Here is a 16,690-nt window from a genome sequence, read left to right as displayed (position 1 = left end):
GTGTGTTTTTGTTACAATTATGATACAATGATAACAAATAGATAACAAGAGAGGGATTTTCATTGAGTTCATACGGAAGCTTTATCGCACTTTTAAGTTACATAGTAACTGTACTACTGTTATATTTTATTGGCGATGCTACAAACATATCAGTGTTACAATTCCCAAAAGAAGAAACGTTCCAATTAGACGCAGAAAAACATACTGCAAGATCCATTGCACCACTACTCTTAGCTCTCCCTGTATATATCATCGTTTTATATAAAAGTAAAAAAGTGTAAAGCCTACCTATTTCATTCATTTCGGTGGTCTTTACACTTTTTTGTGATATTTCCCCTATTTTAAACATCATTCCGTACTAAACACCCAGCTAGTCTTTTAAAATGAGAAAATCCCCCATAAAAAATTCCACTCTCTGTCCAGTCACTAACTACCGAACTTACATAGATTATAAGTGTGAAGGGGGTGATGAGGATTATGTTTGGATCATTTGGATGCTGTGATAACTTTAGAGACTGTCATCATCGTGAAAGAGAGTGCGACCATCGTGACCATCGCGAGAAAGAGAGAGAGGTAAAACCACAACAACCAGCTGTATGTAACGTACTTGCTAGCATTTCAGTTGGAACAGAACTTTCTCTTTTAAGCATTAAAGGTATTGGATCTTTCAACAATGTAATTTTTGAAGGTTTCGCTAACGGCGTTGCTCTTTTCTCTGCTTTAGCTCGTAACAATAATGATAAAGATGATAAAGACAACGACAAAGATGATAAGAACCGTCAACGTAATACTTTTAATGGTATTTTACGTGTATGCCCAACTGATATCGTTGCTATCGCTATCTAGTTCTGTGTCTTATCCTCTATAGTAAGAAAATAAGAGTTACTTTTCTCATAGAAAAAACCTGAGACCGATTTCAAATCGACTCAGGTTTTTTTATTAATTATATGCTTTTAACTAGTTCAACAACTTCTTCAGCAGTTGACATCATTAGTGCTTTTTCTGCTAATGTTTCCATTTCTGCTTTTGACAACTTGCTTAGTTGTGTTCTTGCAGGAAGAATAGATGTTGCACTCATACTGAACTCATCTAAACCTAATCCTAATAATAATGGGATAGCAAGTGAATCTCCCGCCATCTCACCACACATACCAGCCCATTTGCCTTCTTTATGAGCCGCATCAATAACCATTTTTACAAGACGTAAAATAGATGGGTTATACGGTTGGTATAAGTAAGCTACTTGTTCGTTCATACGGTCTGCAGCCATTGTGTATTGGATTAAGTCATTTGTTCCGATAGAGAAGAAATCAACTTCTTTTGCGAATTGATCTGCTAATACTGCTGAAGCTGGGATTTCAACCATCATACCCACTTCAATAGAATCAGAAACAGTTGTACCCGCTTCTACAAGTTTCGCTTTCTCTTCTAATAAGATTGCTTTCGCTTGACGGAACTCATCAAGAGTTGCAATCATTGGGAACATAATTTTTAAGTTACCGTATACGCTAGCACGAAGTAATGCACGAAGTTGTGTACGGAACACATCTTGCTCATCAAGGCATAAGCGAATTGCACGGTATCCTAAGAATGGGTTCATTTCTTTTGGTAAATGTAAGTATGGAAGCTCTTTATCTCCACCGATGTCAAGTGTACGAACAACAACAGGTTGACCTTCTTTTACACCTTCAAGAACTGCTTTATACGCTTCGAACTGCTCTTCTTCTGTTGGAAGATTGTCACGGCCCATGTATAAGAATTCTGTACGGTATAAACCAACGCCTTCTCCGCCATTATCGATAATACCTTGTACATCATTTGGTGTTCCGATATTTGCAACAAGCTCAACGTGATGTCCATCACTTGTTACAGTAGCTTGGTCTTTTAATTTTGCCCATTCAGTTTTTTGCTCTTCAAATTTCGCTTTCTTTTCTTCAAAAGAACGAAGAGTTTCTTCTGATGGATTTACAATTACTTCTCCATCTAAACCGTCGATGATTACGATATCGCCGTTTTGGATTTTCTCCATAACAACTTTCGTACCAACAACTGCAGGAATTTCCATAGAACGAGCCATAATTGCAGAGTGAGATGTACGTCCACCGATATCAGTTGTAAAACCTTTTGCATACTTACGGTTTAACTGAGCTGTATCAGATGGTGTTAAATCTTCAGCAATGATGATTACTTCTTCAGAAATTGTACCAGGGTTTGAGAAGTTAATTCCTAGTAAATGTGCAAGAACGCGTTTTGTTACGTCACGAATGTCCGCAGCACGTTCTTTCATATATTCGTTATCCATGTTTTCAAACATAGAAATAAACATTGATGCAACTTCATCCATTGCAAATTCAGCATTTACTTTTTCACTATTTACTTTATCTTTTACTGGGTTTACTAGTTCTGGATCATTTAACACTAATAAATGTGCTTCAAAGATCGCAGCTTTATCAGCACCCAGCTCAGCAAAAGCATGGTCCTTAATTGCTTCTAATTCAGTTTTTGCTTTCTCAAGCGCAGCGTCTAAGCGTGCAATTTCAGCAGCTTCGTTTGTAATTGATTTCTTTTCGATGTTAAATTCAGGATTCTCAAGTCTGAAAGCCTTTGCAATAGCAATCCCACTTGATGCAGCGATCCCTTGAATGTTAAGAGTCATTATTCTCCTAATCCTTCGTTTTTCATAGTTTCTTCGATAGCTGCTAGTGCTTGAGCTGCATCATCACCATTTGCAGTGATTTTAATTTCTGCGTTTTGTTGAATGCCTAAAGACATAACACCCATGATTGATTTTAAGTTAACGTTTTTTCCGTTATACTCTAAGTTAATGTCAGAACCAAATTTGCTTGCAGTGTTTACAAGTAGAGTTGCTGGACGAGCATGAATTCCTGAGTCGCTAGTTACTTTAAAGATTTTTTCCATGATAATTTATCTCCTTTAAATTACAGTATTTTTTTAGTTGTATAGACGTGAGTACTACATCATCTATTGTATATAATAGGCGATGTTCGGTCAACCACATCGCCTATTATAATTATAAACATTTTGCGTCAAATTCCTACTGAATGTCAATAATAGCGTTTTCGCCCTTCTTAACATTTCCATCTTTTTTCAATTCGACTTGTTGTCCTTGTTGTAAATTCGTAAAGACAATTGGTGTAATGATAGATGGTGCATTTTCTTTTACAAATGCAAGATCTACTTTTAATAATGGTTGTCCTTGTTTCACTTTGTCGCCTTGTGCTACAAGTGCTTCAAAACCTTCACCATTTAATTTTACAGTATCAATACCGAAGTGGATTAAAATTTCTTTTCCGCCTTCAGATTGAATACCAATTGCATGCTTTGTAGGGAATACGTTGACGATCTCACCGTTAACTGGAGAAACTACTGTTCCTTCTGTTGGCTCGATTGCAAATCCGTCTCCCATCATTTTTCCTGAGAATACTTGATCAGGTACTTCTGTAATCGATAAGATTTTCCCTTCAATTGGTGATACGATTGTTTCGTTTTCATCAACTTGTTTAGGAGTTTCTTCTACCTTTACAGGCTCTTCTTTTTCAACATGAGGTGTACGACCTGACATAATATCATGAATTTGTGATTTTAATGTGTCAGATTTCGGTCCAAAAATAGCTTGAATGTTATTTCCAACTTCAAGTACACCAGCTGCTCCAAGCTCTTTTAAGCGATCTTTGTTTACATTCTTTTGTTCGTTAACTTGAACACGTAAACGAGTAATACAAGCGTCTAAAGAAGCAATGTTTTCTTTACCACCAAGTGCTACTAATACTTCACGTGGAAGTTCTCCTGCTTCTGTTTTACCTGCGCCGTCATTCGCATTTGCTACTTCACGACCAGGTGTTTTTAAATCCCATTTACGGATTGCAAAGCGGAATCCGAAGTAGTAAATAACTGCTAGTACAAGACCAACAATAATTACCCACCACCATGCTGTACGGCCTGGTAGTACACCGAATAACATAAAGTCGATTAAACCACCAGAGAATGTCATACCAATTTTAACACCTAAAATTTGCATTGTCATAAATGATAGACCAGCGAATACTGCGTGAATTCCGAACAGTACTGGTGCTACGAATAAGAATGAAAATTCAAGTGGTTCTGTAATACCTGTTAAGAAAGATGTTAATGCAGCAGAGCCTAAAATACCCGCTGCTAATTTTTTATTTTCAGGACGTGCTTCATGGTACATTGCTAATGCTGCTGCTGGAAGACCGAACATCATGAACGGATACTTACCAGTTGTAAATGTACCTGCTGTTATTTCTACACCGTCTTTTAACTGTGCCATAAAGATTTTTTGGTCACCACGGATTAATTCGCCAGCTGCATTTGTATACTGACCGAATTCGAACCAGAACGGTGAATAGAAAATGTGATGTAATCCAAATGGAATTAATGAACGTTCAATTAAACCGAATATGAATGCTGCTAATGTTCTATTTGCATCAATCATTTGATGTGAGAACGTATTTAAGCCACCTTGAATGTATGGCCAAATGAAACACATGATTATACCTACTACTAAAGAGAATGTTGCAGTTGCGATCGGTACGAAACGCTTACCTGCGAAGAAACCTAAGTATGATGGTAATTCAATGTTGAAGTATTTATTGTAGCAATATGCGGCTACTATACCGACGATAATACCACCAAACACTCCCGTTTGTAGCGTTGGAATTCCTAATACGTTTGCATATGCTGGATCTGTAAATCCAATTTTTACTGGGTCTGCTCCAGAACTTGTTACTTTCACTAACTTATCTACTTCTAAGAACACACTCATCGTTTTGTTCATAATTAAGTAGCCGACGAACGCTGCTAATCCAGCTACTCCGTCTCCACCAGCTAAACCAATTGCTACCCCAACTGCGAATAATAATGCAAGGTTAGCGAAAATAATATCACCAGATTGTTCCATAATTTTTGCTACCATTACGAACCAATCTGCTTTTAAAGCAGGAATAACATTTGTTAACTGTGGATTTTGAAATGCATTACCAAATCCAAGTAAAATACCTGCTGCCGGTAAAATCGCTACTGGAAGCATTAACGCTTTTCCGACTTTTTGAAGAACACCAAAGATCTTCTTAAACATGGAAACCCTTCCTCTCTTATCTATATTGATACCTTCCGACAAACGCCAAAAAGACATGAGGAAAAAAAGATAGAACGATAGCTATACAAAGGGTAGTATATCCCTTTCTCTAGCTTACATTCCTTGCTTTTCTCCACTCATGCCTGATCGAATCAGTAACACGTGTCAAAAATAGGTTTACGTATAAGTTCACTATAATTAAGGCAAACGTTTTCGTTACTTACCTTAATGTGTTTGTCGAAATTTGTATAACTTTGCAATAGTTATTATACATAACTATTGTAAGCGATTCAATGATTTTTTTTAACGTTTTCATTTTAGACAAAAATATATGTCTTTTTACACATGCTCTGCTTTCACTAAGCGCTGCAGGTGCATCGTTAAATATATGCTCTCTGCTTCATACACAGGAAGTTGCAATTCTTTTTGCATGACCTTAACTAGCTTCCAAGCTAAATTATAACAGACGGGATATTCCGCCTTTAATAAATCAGCAAAACTTTGTGATTCCTCTACTTTCTCCCCTTTTTTCACCCGTTCAATAGCATATTGTAAATGACGAATAAGGCGTAAGTAGTGGATACTTTCTTGGTCTAATGTAATTTGTAAGTTTGTCTCAATTAAAGATACAAGATGTGCAATGAGACGGGAGTTTTGATTAACTGAAGATAAATCTGAATTTGTAAGTGAACTGTAAATATGGAGTGCAATAAAACCAATTTCTCCTTCTGGCAATGTAATTTGCAAACGAGAATTTAAAAGGTCTACAACACCTTCAGCAATTTCATATTCCTCTGGATAGAGCATTTTCGTTTCAACTAAAAAAGGATTATCAATTGTAAGTCCTTGTTTTAACCGCTTAATCGCAAAAGAAATATGATCTGTTAAAGCGATATGAATATGTTCATTCAATGGTGATTTTGCTTTTTCTTGAATGTAGAACATAATATCATTCATTAATTCGATTAATTTTTCACTCACATGCGGCACTAACAGTTTGTATTGTTCACGATCACGTTCATTTTTTAAAACAAACATTTTTTCAATTTGTTCTTGCTCCAATATGTCTTTCGCTTTTTTCCCAAATCCAATTCCTTTACCGATCACTACTACTTCCTCATGTTCAGGATGGCTAGCAATGATGACATTATTATTTAAAACTTTTTTAATTTCTAGATAATTACTCATATAACACCACCCTCGTACTTAAATAGCCTGCTTTTATGTTACAGAACATTCTTCTTTGTCGTCAATATAAAACATCTACCATTTCATAAAAATTCGTTTTTTAGACATGTTTATATATGATGCGTATAATGTAAGAGCAACTGTACATAGAAAGGGGATAACAACATGATTAAAATGTTTGTAAGTGATATCGATGGTACAATGATGCAACACGGAGGGTTAATTGACGAACAGGATATTGTAGCACTTCGTAGTCTTGCTGAGCAAAATGTTATTCTTTGTTTCGCTTCTGGCCGACTGGATAATGAAATTGCAGACTTAATGAAAGCTGTAAATACAAATTTCCATCGTATTAGTGTAAATGGTGTTTTCGTGTACACACATGAAAACAAGCAACTATTATCCGCAACATTCGATTCGAGTATTCTACCTGATCTGTTAGCAATGACAAATGAAGATCCTTATTTTCGTTATGTAAGTGATGAGCATAATTATTACATTGAAGAGAAAACACCATTTATTCATGAACTTGAACAACAAGTAACGATGACTTCTGTTGAAGAACCGCGTCTATTACAGAAAATTGATGATACAATTTTTCCAAATAAAATCTCTGTCGGTGGAACAAAGGAAAGCTTACAACTCCTTCAGAAAAAAATTGATGAACAATTCCACGGAAAAGTTAGTACATTCATTTCAGCAGAACAATGTTTAGATGTAATGCCACCTAATATTAGTAAAGGGGCTGCTATTTCTGTTTTATTAAAAGAGTTTCAACTACAACCAGAGGAAGTTGCTTGCATAGGGGATTCTTATAATGATATCCCGATGTTTTCTTTAACTCCTCACAGTTTTGCTATGTTTCAAGCAGATGACGCAGTAAAAGAACACGCTCACTATGTAGTAAATACAGTTAAAGATGCTGTTAACCACGTAATTGCTCATAATAAAAATACGACTCACTCCTTATAAGGATGAGTCGTATTTTTTCTTTACATGTTAAACAATTTGACATTAACTGTACTTCACAAACTGAAATATATTATTTGTTACGTGCGATGTTTGTAATAAACTTATAACGATCCCCACGATAAATACATTTCACATACTCTAACGGTACTTCACCTTCTGAATATGACCATTGACGCATTACAAGCACTGGCGCCTTTTTAGGAATATGCAGATGTTCAGCTTCATTATCCGTTGCAATTGAAGCTTCAATTGATTGAGTAGCGCTAACAAGTTTAAAGCCCAGTTTTTTCTCTAAATGTTCATATAAAGATTGTTGCAATATTTCTTCGTTAATATCTTTTACAAGAGCTGGCGACAAATATGTCGTCTCAAAAGCAATCGGTTCATCATCAGCTAAGCGTATACGCCTCACTTCATAAACCGACTCTCCCTCCTGTATTCTCAACCGGTCTGCTATTTTTGCAGTAGCTGGAACTAGGCGGAAACTAAGTAATTGACTACTTGGGTTCATCCCACGAGAAATCATATCTTCTGTGAATCCCGTCATTCCTTGCAATTTTTGTTCCACTTTCGGAAGTTGGACAAACGTACCGATTCCACGTTTCCGATATAAATAACCTTGTTCCACTAAATTATTAATCGCCTGTCTGATTGTCATACGACTCACTTCGAACTTATCGCAAAGTTCATTCTCAGATGGGATTTTATCTCCCGGCTTCCATTCGCCGTCCTCAATTAGCTGTTTCACCCACTCTTGAATCTGATAATAGATCGGAAATGGTGAATACTTGTCGATGTTCATCAGCAATCGCCTCACTGCATAAAGATAGAGCTTCTTGATCAGCGATTACGGTTACATTCGGATGACGTTGTAAAACTGTAGCAGGACACGCTTCACTATATTCACCTTGTAATAATTCTTTCACAGCTTCTGCCTTTTTAGAACCCATAGCAACAAGTAGAATTTGTTTCGCTTTCATAATGCTTCCAATCCCCATTGTAATCGCATGAGTTGGCACATCTTCTTCTTTTTCGAAGAAGCGAAGGTTTGCTTGGCGTGTAGACTCTGTTAATTCAACAATGTTTGTTGGAGAATTAAACAGTGTTCCTGGTTCGTTAAATCCGATGTGACCGTTTTCACCGATTCCAAGAATCTGTAGGTCAACTGGGTTAGCAGCTAGAATGCCCTCGTAACGTTTGCACTCTTCCTCTAAATCACTTGCCATCCCGTTTGGTACATAAGTTTGTTTAAATGGAAGATGATCAAACAACTGTTCTTGCATGAAATAGTGATAGCTGTTTTTATCTTCATGTGGTAAATTTACGTACTCATCTAAGTTTACAGTGGTTACACGGCTTGTATCAAGTTTATTTTTTCGCATTTCTGCATAAATACCTAATGGAGAGCTTCCTGTAGCCATTCCTAATGTTGGATTTTCTTTTGTGTTTACAACTTCTTCAATTAATTTATAACCTGCTTCTGCTAGTTCTTCTGGAGTTTTTACAACAAGAATATTCATTTAATTACTTCCCTTCCTTCATATGAATTCCTAAACGAACCGTATCATATACATGTAAATCTTCATTCATCACAACAAAGTCTGCATCTTTTCCTACCACTAATGCACCTTTATGATTTAATCCAAACTCTTCTGCTTGGTTAACTGATGTCATCAGTACTGCATCTTCGATTGAACAACCTGTAAATTCAATTACATTTCGGAAAGCTTGATCCATTTTTAGAATACTGCCAGCTAACGTTCCATCTTCTAATCGAGCACTACCATCTTTTACATGTACTGGCTGTCCGCCAAGCTCATATAATCCATCTTCAAGACCTTTTGCACGCATTGCGTCAGTAATAACACTTACTTTTTTCGGTCCTTTTAATTTATATGCTAATTTCACCATATCAGGGTCAATATGAATACCATCTGTAATTACTTCAACCATTACATCTGGATTTAATAACACATGACCAACAACTCCTGGTTCACGGTGATGTAATCCACGCATTTGATTGTATAAATGCGTTGCATGTGTAATGTTTCTATTTTTTAGTTGCGCATCAATTGCATCTGTATGCCCCATTGTGCCAACAACACCAGTTTCAGCAAGATACTGCTCAAATTCTAACGCACCTTCTTCTTCAGGTGCATATGTTACTAATTTAATTAGATTCCCGCTTGCTTCCTGCCATTGTTTAAATTGTTCAATATTCGCAGGAACAATATGTTCAAGTGGTTGTGCACCTGCACGTTTTTTTGAAACATACGGTCCTTCTAAGTGAATATATTCGAAATGTGCTCCTTTTTCTTTCGCTTCCTTCGCAGCATGTAGTGCCGCTTCGATTGCTTCTGGAGCTTGTGTCATTGTTGTTGGAAAGTAAGTTGTAACTCCTTCTTTTAACATTTCTTTACCTAGAGTTACTAATCCATCGCTATTTGCATCCATCGCATCAATATCGTACCCACCATGAATATGAACATCAATCATACCTGGAATCACAATCTTCCCTGCCGCATCTAAAACCGCTTCATTTTCTTGTGATACATATTGAGCCATCAAACCAATTTCTTTAATTGTTTCTGCGTAACGAATAAATCCGTTTTCCACTACTTCTTGACCTGTATAAATTTTGGCATTGATGACAACTTGCGTTTTCATTTTCATCGATCCTTTCCCATGAAATACCTACTTGTTATTATTACCTTATTCGCCTAATTCCATCTTAATATATGCACGAGTAGTTGTCTATACATTCGAATGAAATTTCCTCTTTGTTTAACAAAAAGGAAACTTAGTACGTCTCTTGCAATTATAATATATGTTATTCAGTTTTCCAAAAAGGGAGAATATCCCCTATCATATTACTCACTTAAGTAATGGCATTAATCCACTAGAGCCTATTGTAATATGCTCGCCGTCTGTTTCCATTTCTACTGTACGTTTGTTTGTTCCATATATCATTATACCATGCTGTTTTAAGCGTCTCACTACACTTTGATGCGGATGTCCATACGGATTTCTGCTTCCATATGAAAGAATTGCAAACTGCGGTTCTACTTTCTTTATAAACATTTCATTTGTTGAAGTATAGGAGCCATGATGTCCCACCTTTAACACATCTGCATGTACATCAAATTGCTTTAATATTTCAGTTTCCGTCCGCACATCAGCATCACCCATTAGTAAAAAATCCGCTTTTCCGTATCGTACCTTTAACACAATTGAAGATTCATTATTTTCATCTTTTGATTTCCCATTGTTTAATACTTGTATGGAAACATGCGGATCTAGCGGTATGTATTGTCCCTCTTTTACTGAAACGAAAGGAATTCCTCTTTTTTTAATATGATTCCGGTATGTGTGATACGTAAAAGAACTATATGTTTTTCCACTATCTAATATAAGTGCTACCGGCATTTGCTCTACAATCGGAATGAGTCCTCCAATGTGATCCATATCAGGATGCGTACTGACGATAGCATCTAAATGGTTAATCCCTTTTTCGATTAGTTTTTGAATGATAACCTCACCTGCTTCATAAGGTCCCCCATCAATTAACATCGTTTGTCCATTTGGCAATGTAATAAGTGTCGCATCACCTTGCCCAACTTTTAAAAAACTCACTTTCATTTTACCAAAATGTTGCCGCTGCATATGTAAAGGAGACGCGGTATGAATAGACATCATATATCTTTTGGCCGATGCACTATTTAAAGAAAAGCATAACAAAACAGAAACTAACAATAAAATACTTCGCATACTTCTCATAACTCGTCTCCTTTTTTCAATTAGTATGGCACGGTATATAATTGATATACAAAAAAAGCTTAGCAAAATGCTAAGCTTTTATTTCGATATCTCCTGTAAAGAACCAAAGAATAAATCTGCTTCATTCATTTGTTCATTCTCTTCAGAAAGTGCCGGTAAATCATCTAATGTTTTCAATCCAAATGTATCCAAAAATTCTTTCGTTGTTCCATATAAAATAGGACGCCCTGGACCTTCTGCTCTTCCCATTTCTTTTATAAGTAAGTGTGAAACTAACGTTTGTAACGCCTTATCGGTTTTCACCCCTCTAATCTCTTCCATTTCAGTCCTTGTAATAGGTTGACGATATGCCACAATCGCTAACGTTTCTAAAGCAGCCTGAGAAAGTGAAGCAGCTGTTGGGATATCTATTAATTTTTGATAGTACGAAGCATGTTCTTTCTTTGTAGCAAAACGATATACTTTTGCATACTGTACAATTTGCAAACCGCGGTGTGCACCTTCACATTCTTTTTGCATTTCTTCTAAAATATCGATTACTTCATTTCCTTCAATTTCAAGCACTTTCGCTATTTGTTCTGGATAAATCCCTTCATCACCAGAAACAAATAAAAGCCCTTCAATGATTGATTTCTGTTCTCTTCTATCCATTTTACGAGCTCCTTCCTCCAATTTTCTCCATAAAAATACACATCAAAAAACCGAATCACAATCAATGCGTTCGGTTCAATATTTTTTCTCTTGTTCCAAACGATACATTCAAACCTAGCATGAGATATATTATTTCCATCCCATTTTCCATACTAACTCTATGCAGATTTAGTAGAGCTTGATACGAAAATTTCATCAAAATTATGTTCCTGTTCAATTATGATTTGTTGATTTTTCATAAGCTCAAGAACCGCTAAAAATGTTACAACCATTATTTCCCGTTCATCATCAACAAACAAATCATAAAAACTTTGACGACCACCTTGTATTTCTAACTGTTTTAAAATATCAATCATGCGCTTTTCAATTGGTATTTCTTGACGAGTAATACGTGTTGTTACAGGTTTCTTTGCTTTTTTACGGCGCATTAATTTTTGAAATGCCGCTAGCATATCATATAACGTAACATCAAGAGGCAAGTTTGTCTCCTCTTCTTGTTGCAACGATGTAAAATCAATTGGCGGACGTGTATATAGCTGTGCTCTTTCTTGTTCTCTTTCTTTTAGCTCAGTAGCAACTTGCTTATATTTCTTATATTCAATTAACCTCTCCATCAATTCTTGACGAGGATCATCTATAAAGTCATCACCGTTATCAAGTACATCTTCTTCATGTTTCGGCAACAACATTTTACTTTTAATTTGTAATAAAGTCGCAGCCATTACTAAATACTCACTTGCAACATCTAATTGTAGTTCTTTCATCGTATGAACATAAGATAAATATTGCTCTGTAATTTCCGCTACAGGAATATTATATATGTCAATTTCATAACGATGTATTAAATGTAACAATAAATCTAAAGGCCCTTCAAAAGCCTCTACTTTAAAATTATACTGCACAAAGCATCCCACCACATTTTTTCTATAACAACATAAGTATAGAGCATACTCATGTTCTATCCAACCTTTTTAAGAAATTTAATTAAAAATAGACCTATGCCTATGTCATCATGCCCACCGCTTCATATGATAACAGTGTAGTAAGAACAATGTAGGAGGTCAAAAAACTATGGGTCACGTTGATTGCGGTTTTAGCGGTGGGTTCGCATTACTTGTTGTATTGTTTATTTTACTAATTATTGTAGGGGCAGCTTGCTTCTGCTAATATGAACAATAACGGCTAGGGAAAATTCCCTAGTCGTTTATTGTTTATATTTCTATGATAAACTTGTATTTATAACCGTTAAACAGGGGTGAAGAAAATGTATCCTACCGAATACATCCAATTTTTAATTCATTTTCACGGAGATTATGATTATTTTGAATGCCACGAGATACTGGAAGAATATTGGAAAACAAAACCGAGAGAAAATCGTGATAATTATTTAGTCGGTCTTATTCAAATTGCAGTTTCTTTATACCATCAAAGACGCTCTAACTGGAATGGCGCAGAGAAAATGATGAAAAGCGCCATAAAGATTTTAGAAATAAACAGTGCACCTTTACTACGTTTAGGAATAAATCAGACACAACTTCTATGCTTACTCCAGGATAGATTGCAATCTATACAGAAAGAAGAGAGTTTTACACCGTTATTTTTACCATTATCGGATACAGCATTAGAAAAGCACTGCATGGAATTATGTCAGAAACAAAACCTTCCTTGGAAAGACGTGAATGCTACTTCTAATGAATATATAATACATAAGCACACATTACGTGATCGAACAGAGGTCATCGCTGAACGAAACGAACAATTACAAAAAAGAAAGCAGAGATAATAAACTACTTATCTCTGCTTTCACGAATGTATATTTTGTTCTAGCCCTTTACACTTTTTGCAAAAACTTGCTGTTTGCTCATTTCCGCAAATTGTAAACTCAAGAAATTTACTCTTTAACTCTTGAACCATCTTCGTCCCAATACCCATATGACGGTGAGACGGGTTCACACTCAAATGCTGAATTTCCAACACTTGATTCTCTTTTTTTACAATCCCCATTATCCCAACAAAATCTTCGTTTTGTTTCCACAAATACAATTGCCAATCATCCTTTGCTTCATAATCTTTCATAGTCAATTGTAATGTTTTTACATCTTTTTCAGTTGGCATAAATGAAAGAAGCCCCATTGCAATCTTTTCATAACTTTTTTTAAAACGAATTAACATAACCCTTATCCCTTCTTACAAAAGTTACAAACTATTAATCCCCTCAACCACTCTTTTCATATCACATTCATTTTACAATATTTTCAACAGAGTGAGAAGGGCCTAAAACAACTTGATAATCATACAAAGCGAAAAGAAGAAAGTCAAATATATGTTTCAGTACTATTTTTTCTAAGTAGATTAAAGAAGAAACGCTGTTATATGAAAGCAAAAAGAAACATCCACCGCTCATTACCACTTCAATATTCATCACCTGAGCGCAAATGAATTCTAGCAAAATTAATGTAATAAAAATATTTCTTGAAACATGTAATTTAATGTATTCTATGTAATTTGTTAAAATTTTGTTCTTATAGGCGCCATATTTTCGCTTCAATATAGTACTACTTGTATCATGTACTGCAAACGAAATACCCATTCCTATTAAAAAAACAAAAAAGAGAGCCATAGCTCTCTTTTCCCATTAACTTATTCTTCCCAAACTTTAACTTCTTTCATTACATCGCCTTGACGCATGTTTAATACTGTTTCAATACCGCTTGTTGCTTTACCGAATACAGTATGTACACCATCTAAATGCGGTTGTGGCTCATGAACAACAAAGAATTGGCTACCGCCTGTATTACGGCCAGCATGAGCCATAGAAAGTGAACCTACAAGATGTCTATGAGGATTTCCATCAGTTTCACATGGGATAGAGTAACCTGGGCCACCTGCACCTGTTCCTGTTGGATCTCCACCTTGACTTACGAAGCCAGGAATAACGCGGTGGAATGTCACACCATCATAAAATCCTTGCTCTGCTAATTTTTTAAAGTTTTCTACTGTTTTTGGTGCCTCTTCTGGGAAAAATTCTAAATCGATTTTTTCACCATTTTCCATTAATATGTATCCTAAAGTTTTCATACGTATATGTCTCCTTTCAACTATCTCAGCACTATATTACCACATTCATGACTAGAAACAAAAAGAATCCGACAATCTAGATACTTCTTTTTCGAAATGTGGAAAAAGCTAGGTGACAAATAAGAAATATATACTATAATAACTGTGTTGCCCGAAAATTTTAGAAAGAGAAAGGGAGCGATTTTTCGTGAAAACGAAATTACTAGCTCTGCTATTGGCTGTAACGGTATTTATGATGCCAACAGCTTCGTTTGCAGACATCATCGAAGGAGAATCAATTGTTACACTAGGAGAAAACTTGTCTGAACAACAAAAACAAGATCTGTTAAAAGAAATGAAAGCACCAAAGGATGCTACAATCATTACTGTGTCTAATGCGGAAGAACATAAATTTCTAGAAGGGATTGTTCCAAAAGCGCAAATTGGTACGAGAGCAATTTCCTCTTCTATGATTACATACACAAAACCAGGGTCTGGTCTCATTGTACGTTCAAAAAACATTAATTCGATAACAGATGCAATGTACACAAACGCACTTATTACAGCAGGTGTGAAAGATGCAGAAATTCAAATTACTGCACCATTTAAAGTTTCAGGAACTGCTGCTTTAACCGGTTTAATGAAAGCCTATGAAACAACATCGAACAAAGCAATTCCTGAGGAAGTAAAAAAAGTAGCCAATGAAGAAATGGTGCAAACAGCCCAGCTCGGCGATAAAATTGGTGAAGAAAAAGCAGTTCAACTTGTTGCAAAAATTAAAGAAGAAATTGCCAAAGAACAGCCAAAAACGACTGAAGATTTACGTTCATTAATTCAAAAAATTGCGGATCAACTTGGCATTACATTAACGGATGAACAGTTAGATAACTTAGTTGCGCTATTTGATAAAATGAAAAATCTTAATATCGATTGGAATCAAGTTGGCAGTCAGTTAAATAAAGCAAAAGAACACGTTTCTGCCTTTTTAGGATCTGAAGAAGGGCAAGGTTTCCTAGATAAAGTTAAAGATTTTTTCTCAAGTATCATTGATTTTGTTAAATCGTTATTCAAGTAAAAAGAAGCTCGTCAGTGACGAGCTTCTTTTTTTATACAAGTAATGGCAATTTCATAACAGCTTCTTCGACCGAACGAACAATATGATTTGCCTTCTCCTTCACATATGGATGAGCATGATGTAGAGTAAATGAATGCGGAGTTACTTCAAACATAGAAATATCATTGAAAGAATCGCCAATGCATGCAATTTCATTTGCTTCAATTTGTAAATGTTCCATTAGTCGCCTTAAAGCACTCCCTTTACTTACTCCCCTTGGCATAATGTCAACATAGCGTTTACCCGACATAAAAACTTCCGCTTCGCTCTGAAATGTATCTCGTAACTCTTGATCTAATGCTGCAATTGTCTCTTCTTCCCCAAAAACAAACAATTTCGCAGGATGTACAGTCTTACCAAATTCCTCTTCTAATGCTTCTATTTCAGCAATATGCACGCCCATATACGTTTCAAAAGTATGATGATGTTCATTCTTTCTTTTTGTATACCGTTGCTCATTTGCACAAACAATATCTGCTAGTCTCTTTTTATGGATATATCGATATATTTCCTGGGCAATCCCATCTTCAAAACTTGATTCATGAAATATTTTTCCATCCGGCAGTAACATCGTTGCTCCATTTAAACTAGTTGTGTAATACGGGAATGCAAACCTATTTACGACTTCATCAATTCGATGAGTAAAGCGGCCAGAGGCAAAACAAATATTTGTCCCTTTTTCAGCTAACCAACAAAGTGCACGTTCATCTTCTTTTTGCATATGATTCACATTGTAAACGAGCGTATCATCTAAATCACTTACAAATAATTTAATCATGTCCTCTTCCCCTTCCATACACAATATCTACTCT

General features: G+C 35.8%; 20 protein-coding genes. 6 read left to right on the top strand and 14 right to left on the bottom strand.

Going from position 1 to position 16,690, the window contains the following annotated elements; all coding sequences use genetic code 11:
- Positions 1–62 precede the first annotated feature (62 nt).
- Together DN393_RS09040 and DN393_RS09035 are read left to right on the top strand one after the other, a co-directional pair.
- On the top strand, positions 63–281 hold the full coding sequence (locus tag DN393_RS09040; RefSeq protein ID WP_000100492.1) for a hypothetical protein: 219 nt from the start codon (positions 63–65) through the stop codon (positions 279–281).
- A 196-nt stretch (positions 282–477) separates the two neighbouring features.
- The gene (locus DN393_RS09035) at positions 478–846 is read left to right on the top strand and encodes a DUF3915 domain-containing protein (protein ID WP_060749672.1); all 369 of its coding nucleotides are present in this window, start codon (positions 478–480) and stop codon (positions 844–846) included.
- 97 nt (positions 847–943) lie between these two features.
- On the opposite strand, the gene ptsP is transcribed toward DN393_RS09035, so the two are convergent.
- From ptsP to glcT, 4 genes are all read right to left on the bottom strand, one after another.
- On the bottom strand, positions 944–2,656 hold the full coding sequence (gene ptsP, locus DN393_RS09030) for a phosphoenolpyruvate--protein phosphotransferase (protein WP_000174214.1): 1,713 nt from the start codon (positions 2,654–2,656) through the stop codon (positions 944–946).
- Positions 2,656–2,919 (bottom strand): phosphocarrier protein HPr, encoded by a 264-nt coding sequence (ptsH, locus tag DN393_RS09025; RefSeq protein ID WP_000411080.1) that lies wholly within the window; start codon positions 2,917–2,919, stop codon positions 2,656–2,658. Before ptsH ends, ptsP begins: the two co-directional genes overlap by 1 nt.
- 136 nt (positions 2,920–3,055) lie before the next feature.
- Positions 3,056–5,119, bottom strand: coding sequence for a PTS glucose transporter subunit IIABC (gene ptsG, locus DN393_RS09020; protein WP_098102737.1), 2,064 nt, complete (start codon positions 5,117–5,119; stop codon positions 3,056–3,058).
- Between the two features lie 339 nt (positions 5,120–5,458).
- Positions 5,459–6,307, bottom strand: a complete 849-nt coding sequence (gene glcT / locus DN393_RS09015) for a glucose PTS transporter transcription antiterminator GlcT (protein WP_048546230.1) — start codon at positions 6,305–6,307, stop codon at positions 5,459–5,461.
- Positions 6,308–6,472: 165 nt separating this feature from the next.
- Between glcT and DN393_RS09010 the strand changes: the two genes are divergently transcribed.
- A complete protein-coding gene (locus DN393_RS09010) occupies positions 6,473–7,279 on the top strand; it encodes a Cof-type HAD-IIB family hydrolase (protein WP_064474900.1) in 807 nt (268 codons plus the stop codon).
- A 70-nt stretch (positions 7,280–7,349) separates the two neighbouring features.
- Here DN393_RS09010 and phnF read toward each other — a convergent pair whose 3' ends face one another.
- From phnF to scpA, 6 genes are all read right to left on the bottom strand, one after another.
- A complete protein-coding gene (phnF, locus tag DN393_RS09005) occupies positions 7,350–8,081 on the bottom strand; it encodes a phosphonate metabolism transcriptional regulator PhnF (RefSeq protein ID WP_002194085.1) in 732 nt (243 codons plus the stop codon).
- Entirely contained in the window at positions 8,011–8,799 is a 789-nt protein-coding gene (gene nagB / locus DN393_RS09000) for a glucosamine-6-phosphate deaminase (protein ID WP_064474899.1), read from the bottom strand. The genes phnF and nagB overlap by 71 nt, the downstream gene beginning before the upstream one ends.
- A gap of 4 nt (positions 8,800–8,803) precedes the next feature.
- Positions 8,804–9,946 (bottom strand): N-acetylglucosamine-6-phosphate deacetylase, encoded by a 1,143-nt coding sequence (gene nagA, locus DN393_RS08995; protein ID WP_064475087.1) that lies wholly within the window; start codon positions 9,944–9,946, stop codon positions 8,804–8,806.
- A gap of 207 nt (positions 9,947–10,153) precedes the next feature.
- On the bottom strand, positions 10,154–11,056 hold the full coding sequence (locus DN393_RS08990; RefSeq protein WP_098102736.1) for a ComEC/Rec2 family competence protein: 903 nt from the start codon (positions 11,054–11,056) through the stop codon (positions 10,154–10,156).
- 78 nt (positions 11,057–11,134) lie between these two features.
- Positions 11,135–11,707, bottom strand: coding sequence for a segregation/condensation protein ScpB (scpB, locus tag DN393_RS08985; protein ID WP_060488364.1), 573 nt, complete (start codon positions 11,705–11,707; stop codon positions 11,135–11,137).
- Positions 11,708–11,865: 158 nt separating this feature from the next.
- Entirely contained in the window at positions 11,866–12,609 is a 744-nt protein-coding gene (gene scpA / locus DN393_RS08975; RefSeq protein ID WP_001199757.1) for a segregation/condensation protein A, read from the bottom strand.
- A 169-nt stretch (positions 12,610–12,778) separates the two neighbouring features.
- Here scpA and DN393_RS08970 point away from each other — a divergent pair, with 169 nt between their 5' ends.
- Entirely contained in the window at positions 12,779–12,874 is a 96-nt protein-coding gene (locus tag DN393_RS08970) for a YjcZ family sporulation protein (protein WP_000510194.1), read from the top strand.
- A gap of 97 nt (positions 12,875–12,971) precedes the next feature.
- The gene (locus DN393_RS08965) at positions 12,972–13,490 is read left to right on the top strand and encodes a DUF309 domain-containing protein (RefSeq protein ID WP_000283580.1); all 519 of its coding nucleotides are present in this window, start codon (positions 12,972–12,974) and stop codon (positions 13,488–13,490) included.
- Positions 13,491–13,510: 20 nt separating this feature from the next.
- Here DN393_RS08965 and ribT read toward each other — a convergent pair whose 3' ends face one another.
- The 3 genes from ribT to DN393_RS08950 form a co-directional block, all read right to left on the bottom strand.
- Positions 13,511–13,879: a GNAT family N-acetyltransferase RibT gene (ribT, locus tag DN393_RS08960; protein WP_000908397.1), complete on the bottom strand. Its 369-nt coding sequence runs from the start codon at positions 13,877–13,879 to the stop codon at positions 13,511–13,513.
- Between the two features lie 67 nt (positions 13,880–13,946).
- Entirely contained in the window at positions 13,947–14,129 is a 183-nt protein-coding gene (locus DN393_RS08955) for a hypothetical protein (RefSeq protein WP_064475086.1), read from the bottom strand.
- A 218-nt stretch (positions 14,130–14,347) separates the two neighbouring features.
- On the bottom strand, positions 14,348–14,785 hold the full coding sequence (locus DN393_RS08950) for a peptidylprolyl isomerase (RefSeq protein ID WP_000853785.1): 438 nt from the start codon (positions 14,783–14,785) through the stop codon (positions 14,348–14,350).
- Between the two features lie 187 nt (positions 14,786–14,972).
- On the opposite strand from DN393_RS08950, the gene DN393_RS08945 reads away from it, so the two are divergent.
- Positions 14,973–15,839 carry a DUF1002 domain-containing protein gene (locus DN393_RS08945; RefSeq protein ID WP_000850512.1) on the top strand — a complete coding sequence of 289 codons (867 nt, stop codon included), beginning with the start codon at positions 14,973–14,975 and terminating at the stop codon, positions 15,837–15,839.
- A 31-nt stretch (positions 15,840–15,870) separates the two neighbouring features.
- Here DN393_RS08945 and DN393_RS08940 read toward each other — a convergent pair whose 3' ends face one another.
- Positions 15,871–16,674, bottom strand: coding sequence for a Cof-type HAD-IIB family hydrolase (locus tag DN393_RS08940; RefSeq protein WP_064474897.1), 804 nt, complete (start codon positions 16,672–16,674; stop codon positions 15,871–15,873).
- Between the last annotated feature and the right edge of the window lie 16 nt (positions 16,675–16,690).

It is taken from the genome of Bacillus sp. BPN334 (assembly GCF_008368885.1).
GTDB lineage: Bacteria > Bacillota > Bacilli > Bacillales > Bacillaceae_G > Bacillus_A > Bacillus_A wiedmannii.
This window is presented reverse-complemented; position numbering and strand designations above follow the sequence as displayed.